The organism is Thermosipho sp. (in: thermotogales), from assembly GCF_020054775.1.
GTDB classification, from domain to species: domain Bacteria; phylum Thermotogota; class Thermotogae; order Thermotogales; family Fervidobacteriaceae; genus Thermosipho; species Thermosipho africanus.
Genome location: NZ_JAIHAP010000017.1, coordinates 13,051 through 30,301, shown reverse-complemented (window position 1 = coordinate 30,301; position 17,251 = coordinate 13,051). Strand labels below are relative to the sequence as shown.

Sequence of the window (17,251 nt, the reverse complement as noted above, 5' to 3'; positions counted from 1 at the left end):
AACACTACCAGTATCTTTAGAAAGTGCGTTGTAAAGGTCTTTTAAACTTTCATCTTTTGAAATATCCAATTTGTTTACTAAATTTTCATTAGAATGAGCAACAACGAGAGTGTCATATAAAATAGCTAAAGAACCAGAATCATCTTCTTGATGGATATTATTTAACAGCTCTTGAAGGAAAGCTTGAGGATAAAAGCCAATTAAAGCAGCTTGGACGTTTCCACTGAAATCTTTAACAGGAGCAATAACGGCGATGGTATAAGTAGAATCAAATTCGAAAGGAATAAAGATATCATATTCTTTTTCACCTGAAAGAACGGAATCAATAACTTCGCTAAATTTATCACTAATATCAGGTGTGATTTCTCCTGTATCATCAAAGGTTGTACCGTCACTTAATATTAGGTATGTCCCTAGATAGCCTTCCTTTTTAAGAGAGTTCTTAGCGTTCCTTACCCCCCAAGAAATTTGCTTTTTTCCAAGATCTGTTGTTGAATTCATTAAATAAGGAGCAAGAGAGCCACCAGTAGCGTATTTATATAGGGGATCAATGATAGTTTTAAGGCCAGCTTGGATGTCCTTTGAGATGGAAGTTAAAACAAGGTGATTAATTTTTTGAGCACCTTGTGAGACATTTTTAAAAGAGAGGTAAGATGATGTTGTTACGCTTGTTACAGTTGCAAGAATTGAAACAAGAACAAGTGCAAGAATTAATTTTGCCTGTAATTTCATTGCAGCACCTCCTTAATAATAATATTTTTTACATTTTCAAAATCATCTCCAAAATATCTATCTCCGTTTATTTTAATAAAGTCAAATTTTCGGAAAAATTCTTCAATACTTTTAGAAGATTTTAATGGTTTTCTAAATTCAAGTGCAACTTTTACAAGCATTGCTTCAATTGTAACTAAGTCAATTATATTGAAGAATATTTTTCTAAGCTTTCTTGCAGAAGTTGCCCCCATGCTTACATGATCTTCTTGATAAGCAGATGTTGGTATTGTATCAGTAGATGCTGGATGTGATAAGATTTTGTTTTCATTGCATATTGCTGCTGCAGTATATTGCCAAATCATGTACCCAGAATTTAAACCTTCTTTTCCAGAAGCTAAAAATGGTGGTAATTTTTGGTTTATTAATGGATTTACTAATCTATCAATTCTTCGTTCAATCATGTTTCCAAGATCGGTTAAAGCGATAGCAAGAAAGTCTGATACTAATGCAACTGGCTCCCCATGGAAATTTCCACCACTAATAACATCATTATCAAAAACCAAAGGATTATCAGTTGCAGCATTTATTTCGTTTTCTGCAACTTTTTTTGCGTATATTAACGTATCATATACTGCTCCATATACTTGTGGAATTGCTCTTAAAGTATAAGCATCCTGAACTTTGTTACAATTTTTATGAGATTCTCTTATTTGACTTCCATTTAAGTAATTTCTTAATAAACTTGCAATGTATATTTGCCCATCATGATTCCTTGCTTTTTGTAATCTTTCATCGAAAGCAGCAGGTGTTCCAAGCAGAACGTCAACACTTGCTGCAGCTATTAATGTGGCTATATCTAGAAGTTTTATCGAATCTCTGATTGTTAATGCAAGAATTGAAGTAATGTATTGAGTGCCGTTTAAAAGACTTAATCCTTCCTTTTCTTTTAACTTTATTGGGTTAATATTTAATTCACTAAGCACCTTTTTCGTTGGCTCTTTCTTTCCGTTATAAATAACATATCCTTCTCCAATAAGTGCCATGGCAATATGGGATAAGGGGGCAAGATCGCCACTGGCACCAACGCTACCTTTTTCAGGAACATATGGGTAAACTTTTTTATTTAAAAATTCAAGCAATTTTTCTATTACTTCAACTCTTACTCCAGAAAAACCTTTGGCAAGAGAGTTAGCTCTAAGAAGCATCATAGCTCTAACAATATCTTCATCTAAAGGATCACCAATTCCAGCTGAATGCGATAATACTATATTTTTTTGTAGTTCATATAATTCTTTTTCCGAGATTTTTACATTTACAAGTGCACCAAAGCCTGTGTTAATACCGTAAACAGTTTTTCCACTCGATAAAATTTTTTCAATTGTATTTCTTGATTCAGTTATTTTATTTTTAGCAAAATCATCTAAATCTACTTTTTCAAAATTGCGAGCAACATTATGGATATCATCTAATCTTAGATTATTACCGTCAATTTTGATCATTTTTTACTTTCTCCTTTTTTACTTGTGGGCGGAATAAGGCATAATATTATCTTTTTCAATGTATCTTGCCATTATGTAGAGTAAATCAGAAATTCTGTTAATGTATGCAATCAATTCTTTTCTTACATTTTCACTTTTTGAAAGTGAAACGATTCTTCTTTCAGCACGTCTAGCAATGGTTCTACATATATCTAGAATACTACTTTCTTTAGTTGCACCAGGTATTACAAAAGAGTTTAGATTTACATTTTTTTCATATTCTTCTACTAGTTTTGTTATTTTTTCTTCATCTTCTTTCGAAATTAGGTTTATAAATTTTTCACCTTTGGCAAGTTCGGTTGCAACTCTAAAAAGATCTTTTTGAATATCTTCAATTATTTCTTTTTCTTTTTTGTTTAAAAAATGTTTTGCATAACCTAAATATGAATTAAGTTCATCAACTGTTCCATATGCTTCAACATGTAAATCATCTTTATATACTGTTTCGTTATTTGCAAGTTTTGTTTTTCCATTATCACCTTGCTTTGTAGAAATCATTGTTGCACCTCCTCTGATATAATTCTTTTTAATGTAGTAATTTCATTGAATAATTTGTTTATAAACCATTCATCTTTTAATACTAGTTCTTTTAAAGTATCTTGCGGAAGAAACGTGAAAATGTTTTTAATTTTTTTACAAGTTTTGTTTGAAATTCTGTTTAAAAAAGTAGGAGTTAGTTTTGAGTTCAATTTAACAAAATTATTCCAAAAATCCATGAAAAGATTGAAATCAGGTTGATAGTTTATTTTATATATCATTGTTGATCCCTTTGATTCTAAGAGATAATTGTATTTTTTCGATAAATAGAGCAATTTAATATAGATAAATAAGTCAAATATTTTTTCAGAGTTTTTATAGGAAAAAATTTCAGGATTATCTATTAGAAAATTTGTGTTTAAAGAAATTATTAATTCAATTGAAGAAATTGAATTTTCATATCTTAAAAAATTATTATTTTCGTTAATTTTTAGTTCTAATGCTTTTTTTGCAATAAAATTGCGTGTAAAAAATATTTCAGAATTTTCTTTAGTTAATTCTTGCAAGTTATCAAAATCAATCTCCGTGTTTATTTCATACACGTTCATATGTATATCTAATAATTTTTCATTTTTAACAAGATTTAAATTAGGGTTATATAGGGCGATATAGTTATAAAAATCTACAAAAAAATTGTTGTTTGCTCTTATTATGATTGGCACAACAAATTCAATTAGTTCATTTTTTGAAAATGTTGAATCAATGTATATTTCCAACTTTATTCCTCCTTGAGTATTTTCTTTAATTCTTTTATTTCTTCTTTTAAGGTTTCATTATGTTCACAATTTTTGATTATATTTTTGAGAATTTTTATAGATCTTGAGAATTTTTTTATATTTTTGTTCAAATTTTTTTCCATTTCCCTGTTGTAAAAAAAGAAAAAGTAAAATATGAGTATTGAAGTTGGTATGAATATAAAGTACAATGTTAAATATTTTTTTGGATATAAGACGTAAACAAGAGAATAACAGTCGTTTGATAATTTGATTTTTTTGAATAACACTTTTTTTCCATTAAAGTAAGTTACATTTTTTTCAATGTCCGGGAATACATCTTGCAAATTTTTAAATTTATATCCTTCATTCATGATTTTTTCATTTGTTGAGATATAGAATAGAAAAGTTGAATTTATTCCAGGAACTTTGTATAAATTATTTTTAGTTATATAAAAAAGCTCCTCTTTATTATTCAAAGTAAGAATGTTAAATCCTTCTTTAATATTATTGTACTCATACAAAGAACCTTCAAAATAAATTTTATTATCAACGACATATCCATCTGGTTTTTTAACTGAGATATATTCTTTAACCAGTTGACTATAACTTTTAAATTCATTTTCAACAATTTGCTTTGAAAAATTGAGTTCTTTAAGAGAGTTGAAATAGTCAATTTTAAATAAAAAATATGGAAATAATAAAAAAAATGTTATAAGAAGTATTGATACAAGTTTTTTCATTTAAAATCCCTCAACTTCGCCATTATAATTAGATCAACAAATGAATCACCAAAACGAACTGCCATTTTCTTTCTACCTTCTATTTTATATCCTAGCGAAAGATAAAGATTTAATGCAACAATATTATTTTCCATAACTTCTATTTGAATTCTTTTTACATTTTTATCAAAAGCCCATTTTTCGGCTGTTTGTATTAATTTTTTTCCAATGCCATTACCCCGATATTCTTTCAAAACTGAAATACCAAATTCTGCAACATGTCTCATTCTTTTTTTATCGTGAATTAAAATTGTAATTTCACCAATTATAGTATTATCTTTTTTTGCTACAAATATATTTCGTAAATCATTTTCAATGTAAAAATGAATATAATTTTTAAATGAATTAAAATCCATTAAATCATCTATAGTAGTTACTAAAAATGGTGTTTCAGACAATATGTTTTTCCTGTATAAATATAGGTTATAGATATCACTTTTAGAAATTTCTTCAATTAATAATTCAGTATTGGACATTGAATTCCTCCAATAGTTCACCATTGTACATATAGGATTTTACAGTAATAAATTTGTTATTAAATTCAAGTATAATAAAGTTGTGAACTTTTGAAAAAAAGGTTAAATTTTCATTGTTAAGCACTTTATTGTAAGTGGCAGCTCCACCCCCACCAGTAATTATATAATGAATATTGTCAACAATAAAGTGTTGATAATTATGTTCATGAGCTGAAAATACCAGTTTAACATTTTTGTTTAAAAATATTTCGTGTAAAATTTTTAATTTTTTTACAATGGAGTCTTTATAATGTGGGCCAACCGTAAAGATGGGATAATGAAGGAATACTATAGACTTTTCGTTGGCATAATTTTTAATAAATTCTATACATTCATTTATTCCCGATTCAGCATCTAAAAATATAAACCTATAACCAAAAAAATCTGAATAATAGTTTATAACTCCAAAAATTTTATCAAAAAAATTACTTGGATTTTCATGATTTCCCTTTACTACTTGAAAATATGAATGCTTTCTTAAATCATAAGTTATTTCAAAAAATTTTTCCCAGTCATTTATATTATCACCTTTGTTTACCATATCGCCTAAATGGATAACAACGTGTGGATTGAATTTTAGAATTTGAGATACAATTTCGGAGTGAATCTTATCTCCCCATCTTGAATCTCCGTATATGGCTGCAACAGATGAATAATTCAACGAAAAGTTGAAACTTTCATCATGGTTTTTAACGATTATTTTATTATTAAAATTGAAATATAAAGTTTTATTAGTTTCTGGAAAAATTATTATGGAAAAAATAATCAGGAAAAAAATAACATATTTTTTAAAAGCCATTTATCCTGCACTTCCAGAATTTTCCTTTATTTCGATAATTTCAAACTTGATCTTTTCTTTTAAACTATTTAAAATTTTCATAACTTCATCTAATAGTGAAGAGGTGGTTATTATACGTAATATTTGATTTTCATATTTTCTAATATTTGCTAAATTGTCTTCTGATTCTAAAATATAGCTTAAAAGATGAACATCTTCTTTATCAATTTTTAATAAAACATCTAATTCTTTTTCCAATTTATTCACCCTCCTTATTAAGAAATGGACAATTATCGGTTATTTTTCCTTTGTTTAAATATTCTTTAAAGTGTTTTATGAAAAGTGGTTTTTCTTGTGGACATTCATTCATAAATTTTGCAAATAGTAAAAATTTTGAAGCGGCTTCCTCATCCATATCAAAATAAATTTTCAAGCATGAATCCCATGCTTTTTCTGGATTTATTCCTAAAATTTCAATTAAGAACTTTTGAACAGCTCTTATGTTTTTATTTTCTATAATTGCAATTTTTTTTCCTTCATCAGTTAGAGTAATAGCTCCTCTTTTCTCATAATAAATCAGTCCTTTTTCAGCCAGGGAATCTAGTGCTTGTTTTGCAGAGGGCATTTTTACACCAGCATAGTCAGCAATTTTTTTTAATCTAGTCCATCCCATTGAATTAAGAGTTAAAAAAACCATAAGAAGATATTTTCTTTCTGCTTTTGTTAAATTATATTCTACTGACAAATTATCTACCTCCATAAGTTAACTTTCTACTATTCAATTATACCATATACTAAATTAGTCAATTTCAAGATACTTTTGTAAAAGCTTTAGTGTAGCTTCAATAGCTTCAATATGAGTTCTTTCATATCCATGTGAAGCATAAATCCCAGGTCCAACAAGTCCATGCTTTATATCGTGTCCAGCCCTTAAAGCAGCACTAACATCAGAACTATAATAAGGATAAATATCAACTGTATAATTTACTTCAGCAAACTTTGCAGCTTTTATTAATTTTCCAACAATTTCATAATCATATGGGCCACTGGAATCTTTAGCACAAATTGATGCAGAGTAAACATTTGATTCGAGATCGCTGCCAACTGCTCCCATGTCTACAGCTATAACCTCAGTAACATCTTCAGGAATATTTGCTGCTCCACCATGGCCAACTTCTTCATAACTTGTGAAAAGCATGTAAACTCTTCTCTTTGGTTCAATTGCAAAATCGCGTATTGACTTTGCAAGTGCTATTAATATACCTGCACTTGCTTTATCATCAAGATGTCTACTCTTAATAAATCCTGTTTTTGTTACAACAGTTCTGGGATCAAAGGATACAAAGTCTCCTGGCATAATTCCAAGTTCAATAACGTCTTCCTTTGAGTGAACTTTCTGATCTAAAACGATTTCCATATTTTCTTCACTTCTTTTTATTGTTCCACTATCCTCATATACGTGAACTGATGGATGAATATTATAAATTGTGCCAGTAAATTCTTTACCATCTCTTGTGAAAATAGTACAATTTTCATTTTCAATGTGACTGAAAGGATAGCCACCTATTCTTGTAATTTTAAGCGTCCCTTTATTTGTTATAGATCTTACCATTGCACCTAAAGTATCTACATGAGCAGTAAACATGATTGCATTACTATCACCATGTCCAAGGTCAACTAATAAGTTGTTTTTGTTAGTTAGGTAGTATTTAAAACCAAGGTTTTTAAATTCATCAATTAAGTATTTTATAGCTTTATAGGTGTAACCAGTAGGGCTTGGTATATTGCAAAGTTCTACAATCTTATTAACAGCTTCTTGAACGTATGTCATTCAAATCCCTCCTAATTTGTATTTTTTTAGTTTTTCATTTATGTATTGGGAATTATAAAATGAAGAAAATTCTTCAAAAAGTGTTGTATCTTTATCAGAGAATTTAAAATATAAAGAAGCGTTTTTTATTTTTTTTACTTTTGAGTAATCTATGTCTGAAGATTTTGTTATTTCAAAGTATGTAAGTTCTCTATCTTTGTGTTTGTAAATAGGTATTTCTAGAATTTTAAAATCACCATCATAGGAAATTGCAATGTCAACTTCTCCAGAAAGGAGTAATTTGTCAACTTTAGAAATAGATTCTTCATAAATGAACTCAATTTTATGATTGTATTTTTTTGCAAAGTCATTAAGTATTTCTGGGATCAAACCAACAGATATATTTTGGTGATTTTCACAGAGTATTGGTATTTCGACGATCACAACTTTTATTTTCGAATGGATTTTAAATGTTAAAAGATATACAAACGTTGATAAAAGAGCACCTAACATTGCTTCGGCTAGTGCTACATCTGGTGCAAGATATAATGTATAAATTGCAACCATTAAAACACTAAGAATTGTTCTATATAAAAAAGAGTTAAAAGTTTTATTTGAGAAAAATATAGAGATTGTTACAAAAATTGCAGTCATTCCAAAAATATACCTTATCATAGCTTTTTTTCCTTTCTTATAATTGAAATGGAAATAAAATAACTTGATGCAGGGAGACCTACTATTAAAATTAATATCGTAGTCAAAATTTTAGGTATTTCATAATTTTTCGTTAGTAATCCAATCATTATTAAAATAGCACCAGAAGTATCACCGGCACCAATATAGTGAATTTTTTTAAGAATGTTTTTTTGAAAAAAAGCTAAAAAATTTCCAATAAGCATTATTAAAGTACCAAGGTATATAATTATCATAAATCACTCCTGGAAATGAAAGATGATATAACAAAGGTTCCACCGATTGAAAGTAAAAGATAAAAAATACCAATATCTATTAACATTGGCTGTTCTTTAATGTAGGAGTATAATATAATAAGAATTGATACTTTGGTTTGTATTGTAAGTAAAGGTACTAATTTATAATAAATATCTTTTTCTTTTAAAACAGAAATAATTGAAAAAATAATAGAAGCAAGTATTATATAAATCACATTCTCACCTATCAAGTTTATGAATATATAAGAAGTTGTTATCATGATCAAAAACAATTGTTTTAGGAGTAAGGGTAATTGTTAAAATTTTTATTAACATTTGAAAATCATCAGTGTACTTTTCCGACTCAATAACTTCCTTTTTTAAGATAGGAAGTATAAATGTTTCATATAAAGATTTTGGAATATTAATGACTAGTTTATAAAAAACTTTTAGAAAATTAAATTTTCCTGGATTAATAATTATATAAATAAAGATGCATATAATAATTGAAATATGATAGTTTTCTAGACCAAAGAAAGTTGATAAAAATAAAAAACCAATTAGTATATTTATTATATGAGCCATTCTTTTTTTAAAGGCCTCCTCATAAGTTCAACCATAGAAGATTTAGGATTTTTGTTATTATATAATATTTCGTAAACTTCGTTTGCAATTGGCATCTCAATGTTTTTTTTCTTTGCAATTTCAACAACAGCTTTTACTGTGTAAATTCCTTCTGCAATCATTTTGTTATTTTTTATTAGTTCGTTTAAAGTATGACCTTTTGCTATTAATTCTCCAAACATTCTATTTCTACTGTGTCTACTATTACATGTTACCATTAAGTCACCAACACCTGGGAGTCCAAAAAACGTTTTTTCATCCGCTCCAAATATTTTTCCAAATTTAATCATTTCATGAAGTGCTCTTGTCATTAGAGCAGCTTTGGAATTATCCCATCCACCTAGACCGTCTAATATTCCAGCAGCAATAGCCATTACATTTTTAAGTGCGCCTGCTATTTCAACTCCAACTATATCTTCTGAGGTATAAACTCTAAAATAATCATTACTAATTAAAGACTGAAAAAGTTTTGCATTACTTCCTGAAACCGTAACTGCCGTTGGTATTTTATTTGCTACTTCTTCAGCGTGAGATGGACCCGAAAGTATTGAATATGGAGTATTCGTGAACTCTTCAATAACTTCTGAAACCCTTTTCAAAGTTTTTATTTCAATCCCTTTTGAAAGATTTAAAATACCTTTAATATTCCATATTTTAATGTTTTTAATCACGTCTCTAATAAATTGTACTGGAATAGCTATAACTAGAAACTCTGAAAATTTGATGATTTCATTTAAATCATTTGTTGCTTTGAAATTTAGTTTGACATTGGGTAAATAAGAATTCTTAGAGTAATTATTTATTTCATCTACAACTTCTTTTCTTCTAGCCCAAACAAGCACATCATGGTCATTTTCAACTAATAAATTTGCAAATGCACAACCCCAACTTCCTGCACCAAGTATTCCGAATTTCACTGAAGCACCTCCATAATTTTTTTTACAGACCATTTAACTGCAGGAGTTCTATATGGATTTGATTCACTATCTAGTTTTATTACCCAATTTTCATTGTCTTTTTGATAGAGCACTAAGAAATAATGTTGTGAAAAATCACCATCTGAAGAAATTACTTTAAATATATGAGAATTAGAATCTAATTCTTTATATACATTTTTAATTACAAAAACTTTATTATTTTCTTTAAATACTTTACCTTTAAGTAGTTTTATTTTTTCTTCACTTATTTTTCCAGATGCATGTGGCACTTCGTTAACACCTCCGATTAATCTATTAACCTTTACGCCTTTTATTTTTTTAACTACAAGTTTGAATATATCCCGATTGAATTTTATCCATTTTTTTTCATAACGAGTTAAAAATTCACGTTTAGGATTTTTTTCAATGTCAAATACTTCAAAATATCCTGAATTTTTAGCATTTTCAAAAGCCTCTATTGCATACCATTCCTGGTCAGTTAGAAGTTCAAATTCTCCATTTTCAATCAGAACATCTGCTAAAGTTTCAAAAAAATCTTGAATTATAATTCGTCTGTGTGCCTGTGAGTTTTTATACCAAGGAACTGGAAAGTTCATAATAACTTTTTCTATTGAATTGCTATCAAAGAATTCTCTTAATCCAAATCTTGCATCACATAATATTAATTTTGCATTTGTTACATTGTTTCTTTTTAATTTTCTTTGAGCCTTTACCATTGAAGTAATTGAAAGTTCAAATCCGATATAATTTATGTTTTTATGTTTTTGAGTATAATATGCTGCAAATTCTCCATTGCCAAATCCAAGTTCAACATGAAGTGGGTTATTATTATCAAATATTTTTCCCCATTGTAAGGGGAATTCTTTAAAAAATTGAGGTTTTAACTCGTACTCAGGATAAATCATTTCAACCCTCCTAAGATCTTTATAAAATATTCTGCATGTTTTTTATAAGTACTATTTGGGAATCTTTCAATAAAATCATTAAATAAAAGATAGGCATTTTCAAAATCTCCCATTTCATAGTAAATTAAAGCTCTATAGTAATAAACATCATCAATAAAATATAAATAATTAAGATTATGTGATAATGCTTTATCAATGATAGTTTCTAAGATGTTTTTAGCCATAATGTAGTTCTTTTGTTTATAATATTGATATGCTATTAACCACATAAATCTTAAAGTTTCATTTGAATTAGGATCAAATTTTTCGAATAAGGTGGTCTGGCTATTTTCATTTTTTAATGGAGAACTAGTCGATATTTTACTGGACATATAGTTTATTTGTGCTTTTAGTTTTTCAATTTCATTTTTAAGTTCTACAAAGTAATTATTAATGGTTGAACTGTTATCTTTTTCTAACATTTTTTGGTTACTTTCAACTAAAGAAGAAGTGTTTTTGAAAATCTCATTTGCTATATTATTTAGTTTTGAGAGTTCATTTTTAATATTGTAATAGTTTGATGTAATATTTGATTCTATATTATTTATTGAATTTTTGATAGAAAAAAATATAGGATTAAATAATGAAATGATTGTAAAAATTAATGTTACAACCAGAAGGCTCATAAAAATAATACTAAAATTGGAAGAATTAGTTCTTTCTTCTTTAAGAAAATAATTGTTTTTTTCAAACTTTGAAAGCAAATCTTTTAAATATTGTTCATTTGATCTATTTTTTTCTTTTGTAGCTTTTTCAAGTTCAAAAATTATTAGCTGTGATATTTCTGGGATTTCACTTTTTATTTCATCATAGTTAATATTATCATCAATTGATGAGTAAATTTTGTTTAACAATTCTTCTAAATTTAGATTTTCAAGATTTTCAATATTATAAAGTGATTGTAAATCTGAATGAGAAAGATTTTTAAAAATTTCTAGTGCTTCCTCAAAATTTTTAATAAATAGATTGTATTCAAATTTTAAGAAAGGATATTCAGCTTCGATAATATCAATTATATTTTTAGCAAGTTCAAATTGCCTATCTTTAAGTAGTTTCCTTACAAATTTTATTAAGTTATAATTCATTCTTTCACCTCCGCTATGGCCTTTGGAATATTATTTAAAATTTCAGTTATTAGGTTGTAACCTTCGTATTCATAAAGCTCAGAAGCAATCCCAAGAATATAAACTGCTGCTAAGCTGCTTTCCAAAACATTACTACTTTGCGCCAAAAAACCTCCAATTAGCCCACTAAGAATATCGCCACTTCCTCCTTTTGAAAGTGAGGTGTTTCCCGTTACATTGAAAAATATTTTTTCTCCATCAGAAATAATTGTAGTAACATCTTTTAAAACTAACAAAAGGTTATATTTTTCAGCAGTTTCTTTGACAAGCTTATAATTGTATTTTACAGAATCTATATCAAGTTCTAAAAAGTTTGATAATTCACCAGGGTGTGGAGTAATAATTATATTCTTTTTCTCAGAAAGTATATTTTTGTGGTTTCTTAATAAAGATATTGCATCTGCATCAATAACAGCAGGAGAATTTATATTTTTTAATAATTCTACAGTAAATTCCTCCGTTAAAGGATTTCTACCTATACCAGGACCTATTACAACCGAAGTTTTTTCATCAATATATGGAAGAATTAAGTTAATATGAGATTTGTCAAAATAATCTTTACTAATTGTTATCGGTATTATTCCAAGTTCGTGATTTAAAGCAACAGTAGTTGATTTTTCTGTAGAGAAAAGTATAACTTTTCCAGCGCCTGATCTAATAGCTGCTATTGAGCTAAGAACAGGTGCGCCAATATAATCTTTTGAACCACCAATAATAACAACTTTTCCATATGTTCCTTTATTACTTTCTTTAAATCTTTTTGGTATATTAAAATAATCTTTAGTAAGTAAGATTTTGTCACATGGGTTCAAATCTTGAAGTACTTTTGGAATACCTATTTTGACAACTTTAAGTTTTCCAGAAAACTCCCTTCCTGGAAATAAAATATGGCCAATTTTTGGGAATTCAAAAGTTACTGTTAGATCACTTCTAATTGCAGTGCCTAAGATTTTACCTGTATCAGCTGAAATACCCGAAGGAATGTCGACAGAGACGGTATAGTTTGAGTATAGGTTTATAAAATTAATAATTTCCGCATATATTCCTTTCACATCTTTCGAAAGTCCTACACCAAAAATGGCGTCTATAATAATGTCAGAATTTTTTATTATGTCAACAACTTCTAGTATATTATCATCCCTTAATTTAATTACTTCTCCCCCAAGCCTTTTAAATATATTTAAATTTGTTGTAGCCTCTGAAGTAATTTTTTCAGAAATTAATATTACTTTAACTGCTTCTGTATAGTTTAATAATTCTCTTGCTATAACAAGACCATCTCCGCCATTATTTCCAGGACCACAAAATACAGCATAACTATATTTTTCAAGGTTTTTAAATTCATTCCACATTACTTCAATTGTTGAAATGCCTGCTCGTTCCATTAAAATTAAACTATTTATTCCGAAATCTTTTATTGCTCTTTGGTCTAACATTTTAATTTCATTACTTGTTACTAATCTCATAATTATCACTCCTATATAGGAATTTATATAAAGAATAAGCTTTCATTATTTTGTTGTAATAATTTGAACCAGCTGTTTTTACAATTTCATTTGAAGCATTAGGCCCAGTATTGTAATAACTAATTGTTTTTTTTAAATCTTTCGTAATATTGTAGAGATATTCCAAATATGTTATTCCTAATAAGATATTATCTTTTGGGACTTTTAAATTGTAATTTGTATTAAATTTATTGTTGATCCATTCGGCAGTTGAAGGTAGAACTTGCATTAATCCGTAGGCACCGACATTTGAAATAGCATTAGTTTTAAAACTACTTTCTACTTTAATAATACTCAAAATTAATAATTTATCAAAGCTACTATTTGGTATTAGATCAATATACTTTAAAGGGTATAACTCGTATAAATAGAATATACAAGTTATTATAAGAAAAGAAATTAATAAGATGAAAAATCTCAAATTATTCACCTCAGTAATATTTTAACATAAAAAAATATAGAAAATATCCTGAAATTGAAATGAAAGGCCCAAATGGAATAATTTTATTCTTCTTAATAAGTGCATAAATTAAAGCTGAAATTGATGAAAATAGCAATAAATATATACTTAAAGGAGGGATTAAAAGGAATGAAAATGGTGCAATCAAATAAATATCTCCTTCTCCAAGGCCCTCTTTATATATTTTTTTTATTAACATAAAAATAATCATTATTGTAATTAAAGAAAAAGTTTTAAGAATCCATAATTCATGTCTTAATAATAAGTCTATAATACTTACTGTCCATATTAAAATCCAAGAAAAATCAGGTATCATCATTATTGAAAAATCAATGAATATAGCTGGAATTATAGCAAATACAATAATATTTAGCAATAATGCTTCTGTATAATTAAAAAGAATACTATGAATTAGGAAAAGAATTCCAATAATACATTCAACAAAAAAATATCTAAAAGAAATTTTTGAACCACAATATCTGCATTTACCTCTAAGTAAAAGATAACTTAACAATGGAATATTATCATACCACTTTAATTGATGATTACACATAGGGCAAAAAGAGCGTGGAGGATCATAAATTTTAATACCCTCCACGCTTCTATAAATAATTACATTTAAAAAACTACCTAATATTATACCTAAAAGAAAATTTAAAAAATACCACAAAGTTCTTTCTCCTTTTTTGTTAGATATTTATCAAAAATTTCCTTTTTACCAAACAAATACCAAAAATCATTTTGTTTGAGTTCTTCATAATATTTTCTTGCCTCTTCTATTTTTCCCAATTTTATGTAAGGAACAACTAATAATGCTTTTAGATGAAGTGAATCAATTGTATTATCAATCATTGGTTCAATTACTTCAACAATTTCATCATAGTTATTATATTTCATCTTTATTTTAGCCCATATTTCAATTCCATTTGGATCAATTGGTTTTGCATTAAGTATTTCTTTTTCAACCATATCAGCCTCTTTAGTTTTGCCCATTTCTCTGTAAATTTGAGATAATTCATACATCGCAATAATGTTATTATTGTCAATTTCTAAAAGTTTATTTAGAATATTTGCAGCTTTTTCATAATTTTTCATTCTTGTATATGCATCTGCAATCATGAAATAAGTGAATATGTCATTTGGAGAATATTCAATTTCTTTAAGCCAATAGCTTATAGCTTTTTCATAATCTCCTTGGTTATAGTAAACTTCACCTAATGTTGAATATGATTGCACGAGCCAAGGATCTATTTCAACAGCCCTGTTAAGAAATTTTATTCCTTCTTCAATATTTCCTAATTCAATATGTATGCTTCCTAGAAAATCATAAGCCGGGGCAAAATTTTTGTCAACCTTAATAGCAAATTCTAAGATATTTTTAGCATCACCTAGTAGATCTTTATCAGCATATTCTATAGATAATTCATAAAGTCCATCAACAGTCGCATGTTGGAAAAGTTCAGGTGTTATGTTTTTTTCATTGAAGAAAGAAACAAGCTCAGACCAAATTATTGGCGAATAAAATGAGTCATTCAAAATGGTTATGTTTTTCTCTATAAATTCTAGATTTTCGATCTCGTTTAAAAATGCTTTGTCATTAAAATCTTTTTTCATATTATACCAATCTCCACCATAAAACAAATCTCTCAACATAATATACAATGGCGATTCATCAGTTATTGTAATAATTTTATCTTTTACCATCATTTCAACCTTCATAATTATCACCTCCAAATAATTGTTACCTTACATTTACATTATAACATAATATGTAAAAATTGAAAACAATATTTTAGAACTTAATAGTGATATTTAAAGTCAAATACTTCAGAAAATGCCAGAAAATGTAAATAATCATTGAAAAATCAATTTTACAGAAACTGGAGGTGATTTTTGTGAAGAAATTTTCTACTATACTGATTTTAGGATTTGTTTCATTATTAATTTTTTCATACGTAAATCCTGATTATGTTAGTCCAGTTACAAAGGTAGTTGAAGAAGCTGCACCGGCAGTTGTTAAAGTTGAGGCAACAGTTTATTCAACCTCATATATTGATCCATTTATTGAAGATTTCTTTAAAAGGTGGTTTGGCGATATTCCAAAACAATACCAACAAAAAGGGACAAGTCTAGGTTCGGGTTTTATATTTGATAAAGAAGGTTACATTTTGACAAATTTCCATGTTGTAGACGGTGCTGAGGAAATTAAAGTGAGTTTGTTGGATGGAACAGAATATAAAGCCGAATATATTGGTGGAGATAAAGAACTAGATATAGCAGTTTTAAAAATTGATCCCAAAGGTAGTGATTTACCAGTTCTAGAATTTGGTGACTCAGATAAAATAAAAATTGGAGAATGGGCAATTGCTATAGGAAATCCATTAGGGTTTCAACATACAGTAACTTTGGGTGTAGTTTCAGCTGTTGGTAGAAAAATACCAAAACCGGATAATTCAGGTTATTATACAAATTTAATCCAGACTGATGCGGCAATTAATCCTGGTAATAGTGGGGGGCCATTGTTAGATATTCATGGTCAAGTAATAGGTATAAATACTGCAATTATAGCACCTTCTGAAGCAATGAATATAGGTTTTGCAATTCCAATCAATACTGCAAAAAGATTTATTGATAGCATTATAAAAACAGGTAAAGTTGAAAAAGCTTATCTTGGAGTATACATGCAAACAGTGACGGATGATTTAAAGAAAGCTTTAGGATTAAAAGTTAGTAAAGGAGTTTACATAGCACAAGTCGTTAAGAATTCTCCGGCAGAAAAAGCAGGTTTGAAAGAGGGAGACGTTATACTAGAAGTTGAGAATATGTCAGTGTCTTCTGCAGGTGAACTTGCATCTATTATTCACAATTATACTCCAGGTTCAAAAATAAAAATAAAAATAGATAGAAAAGGTAAAGAAATAGAGATTGAAGTTATTTTAGGTAGAGCTGAGGAAAGCTTTGAAGAAGAGGTAGAAGCTCAGGAATTTGCAGGAATTATTGTAAAAGATATTGACAATGCAGATAGAGAAAAGTATCAGATACCTGAGGAAGTAAATGGTGTAATTGTAGTGAAAAGTAAAAATGGTTTTATAAAAGAAGGATATGTGATTTACAAAATGGCTATAAGTGGTAAAACATACAAGATTGAAAATATAAATGACTGGAATAATACAATAAAAAATGTTAAAAAAGGAGATTATGTTGCTTTCTTCTATTATTATAAAGGAGCTACAGGGATCTTTTCATTCGGATACTAATTTTTTTAATAAACCGGCTTTTTAGCCGGTTTTTTTGTTTTATTTGAAAATTATAATTAGAATCTTCTTTTTTCTTGACATTT

21 protein-coding genes and 1 pseudogene are annotated in these 17,251 nt (G+C 27.7%); 1 reads left to right on the top strand and 21 read right to left on the bottom strand.

The features are described 5' to 3' along the window. The 21 genes and pseudogenes from JG780_RS04680 to JG780_RS04580 form a co-directional block, all read right to left on the bottom strand. A pseudogene (locus JG780_RS04680) lies at positions 1–732 on the bottom strand (cache domain-containing protein); the annotation flags it as partial. Then, positions 729–2,213 carry a histidine ammonia-lyase gene (gene hutH, locus JG780_RS04675; RefSeq protein WP_004103460.1) on the bottom strand — a complete coding sequence of 495 codons (1,485 nt, stop codon included), beginning with the start codon at positions 2,211–2,213 and terminating at the stop codon, positions 729–731. The gene hutH and the pseudogene JG780_RS04680, both read right to left, overlap by 4 nt. An 18-nt stretch (positions 2,214–2,231) precedes the next feature. Then, positions 2,232–2,750 carry a cob(I)yrinic acid a,c-diamide adenosyltransferase gene (locus tag JG780_RS04670; protein ID WP_004103449.1) on the bottom strand — a complete coding sequence of 173 codons (519 nt, stop codon included), beginning with the start codon at positions 2,748–2,750 and terminating at the stop codon, positions 2,232–2,234. Continuing rightward, positions 2,747–3,505 carry a hypothetical protein gene (locus JG780_RS04665; RefSeq protein ID WP_287569370.1) on the bottom strand — a complete coding sequence of 253 codons (759 nt, stop codon included), beginning with the start codon at positions 3,503–3,505 and terminating at the stop codon, positions 2,747–2,749. The genes JG780_RS04670 and JG780_RS04665 overlap by 4 nt, the downstream gene beginning before the upstream one ends. 2 nt (positions 3,506–3,507) lie before the next feature. After that, positions 3,508–4,245 (bottom strand): hypothetical protein, encoded by a 738-nt coding sequence (locus tag JG780_RS04660; RefSeq protein ID WP_287569369.1) that lies wholly within the window; start codon positions 4,243–4,245, stop codon positions 3,508–3,510. Continuing rightward, positions 4,242–4,760, bottom strand: coding sequence for a GNAT family N-acetyltransferase (locus JG780_RS04655; protein ID WP_287569368.1), 519 nt, complete (start codon positions 4,758–4,760; stop codon positions 4,242–4,244). Before JG780_RS04655 ends, JG780_RS04660 begins: the two co-directional genes overlap by 4 nt. Then, the gene (locus JG780_RS04650) at positions 4,747–5,598 is read right to left on the bottom strand and encodes a metallophosphoesterase family protein (protein ID WP_287569367.1); all 852 of its coding nucleotides are present in this window, start codon (positions 5,596–5,598) and stop codon (positions 4,747–4,749) included. Before JG780_RS04650 ends, JG780_RS04655 begins: the two co-directional genes overlap by 14 nt. Next, positions 5,599–5,844: a DUF4911 domain-containing protein gene (locus JG780_RS04645; RefSeq protein ID WP_232617999.1), complete on the bottom strand. Its 246-nt coding sequence runs from the start codon at positions 5,842–5,844 to the stop codon at positions 5,599–5,601. It lies immediately after the preceding gene. After that, the gene (locus JG780_RS04640; RefSeq protein ID WP_287569366.1) at positions 5,837–6,322 is read right to left on the bottom strand and encodes a metal-dependent transcriptional regulator; all 486 of its coding nucleotides are present in this window, start codon (positions 6,320–6,322) and stop codon (positions 5,837–5,839) included. The genes JG780_RS04645 and JG780_RS04640 overlap by 8 nt, the downstream gene beginning before the upstream one ends. A gap of 54 nt (positions 6,323–6,376) precedes the next feature. Further along, on the bottom strand, positions 6,377–7,408 hold the full coding sequence (locus JG780_RS04635) for a M42 family metallopeptidase (RefSeq protein WP_004103436.1): 1,032 nt from the start codon (positions 7,406–7,408) through the stop codon (positions 6,377–6,379). Then, complete coding sequence (locus JG780_RS04630) at positions 7,409–8,062, bottom strand: hydrogenase subunit MbhD domain-containing protein (RefSeq protein ID WP_287569365.1); 654 nt, start codon at positions 8,060–8,062, stop codon at positions 7,409–7,411. Beyond that, positions 8,059–8,316: a monovalent cation/H(+) antiporter subunit G gene (locus JG780_RS04625; RefSeq protein WP_012579338.1), complete on the bottom strand. Its 258-nt coding sequence runs from the start codon at positions 8,314–8,316 to the stop codon at positions 8,059–8,061. Before JG780_RS04625 ends, JG780_RS04630 begins: the two co-directional genes overlap by 4 nt. Beyond that, complete coding sequence (locus JG780_RS04620) at positions 8,313–8,552, bottom strand: monovalent cation/H+ antiporter complex subunit F (protein ID WP_287569364.1); 240 nt, start codon at positions 8,550–8,552, stop codon at positions 8,313–8,315. Before JG780_RS04620 ends, JG780_RS04625 begins: the two co-directional genes overlap by 4 nt. A 4-nt stretch (positions 8,553–8,556) precedes the next feature. After that, a complete protein-coding gene (locus JG780_RS04615) occupies positions 8,557–8,901 on the bottom strand; it encodes a hypothetical protein (RefSeq protein ID WP_287569363.1) in 345 nt (114 codons plus the stop codon). Continuing rightward, positions 8,889–9,857, bottom strand: coding sequence for an NAD(P)H-dependent glycerol-3-phosphate dehydrogenase (locus JG780_RS04610; protein WP_287569362.1), 969 nt, complete (start codon positions 9,855–9,857; stop codon positions 8,889–8,891). Before JG780_RS04610 ends, JG780_RS04615 begins: the two co-directional genes overlap by 13 nt. Further along, positions 9,854–10,783: a tRNA (guanosine(46)-N7)-methyltransferase TrmB gene (trmB, locus tag JG780_RS04605; protein ID WP_287569361.1), complete on the bottom strand. Its 930-nt coding sequence runs from the start codon at positions 10,781–10,783 to the stop codon at positions 9,854–9,856. Before trmB ends, JG780_RS04610 begins: the two co-directional genes overlap by 4 nt. Then, the gene (locus tag JG780_RS04600; RefSeq protein WP_287569360.1) at positions 10,780–11,907 is read right to left on the bottom strand and encodes a tetratricopeptide repeat protein; all 1,128 of its coding nucleotides are present in this window, start codon (positions 11,905–11,907) and stop codon (positions 10,780–10,782) included. Before JG780_RS04600 ends, trmB begins: the two co-directional genes overlap by 4 nt. Next, on the bottom strand, positions 11,904–13,412 hold the full coding sequence (locus JG780_RS04595) for an NAD(P)H-hydrate dehydratase (protein WP_287569359.1): 1,509 nt from the start codon (positions 13,410–13,412) through the stop codon (positions 11,904–11,906). Before JG780_RS04595 ends, JG780_RS04600 begins: the two co-directional genes overlap by 4 nt. Further along, on the bottom strand, positions 13,393–13,881 hold the full coding sequence (locus JG780_RS04590) for a lytic transglycosylase domain-containing protein (protein ID WP_287569358.1): 489 nt from the start codon (positions 13,879–13,881) through the stop codon (positions 13,393–13,395). The genes JG780_RS04595 and JG780_RS04590 overlap by 20 nt, the downstream gene beginning before the upstream one ends. Before the next feature lies 1 nt (position 13,882). After that, entirely contained in the window at positions 13,883–14,581 is a 699-nt protein-coding gene (locus tag JG780_RS04585; RefSeq protein WP_287569357.1) for a prepilin peptidase, read from the bottom strand. Continuing rightward, positions 14,566–15,630: a tetratricopeptide repeat protein gene (locus tag JG780_RS04580; protein ID WP_114703129.1), complete on the bottom strand. Its 1,065-nt coding sequence runs from the start codon at positions 15,628–15,630 to the stop codon at positions 14,566–14,568. The genes JG780_RS04585 and JG780_RS04580 overlap by 16 nt, the downstream gene beginning before the upstream one ends. Positions 15,631–15,806: 176 nt before the next feature. On the opposite strand from JG780_RS04580, the gene JG780_RS04575 reads away from it, so the two are divergent. After that, positions 15,807–17,168: a Do family serine endopeptidase gene (locus JG780_RS04575; protein WP_287569356.1), complete on the top strand. Its 1,362-nt coding sequence runs from the start codon at positions 15,807–15,809 to the stop codon at positions 17,166–17,168. Positions 17,169–17,251 lie beyond the last annotated feature (83 nt).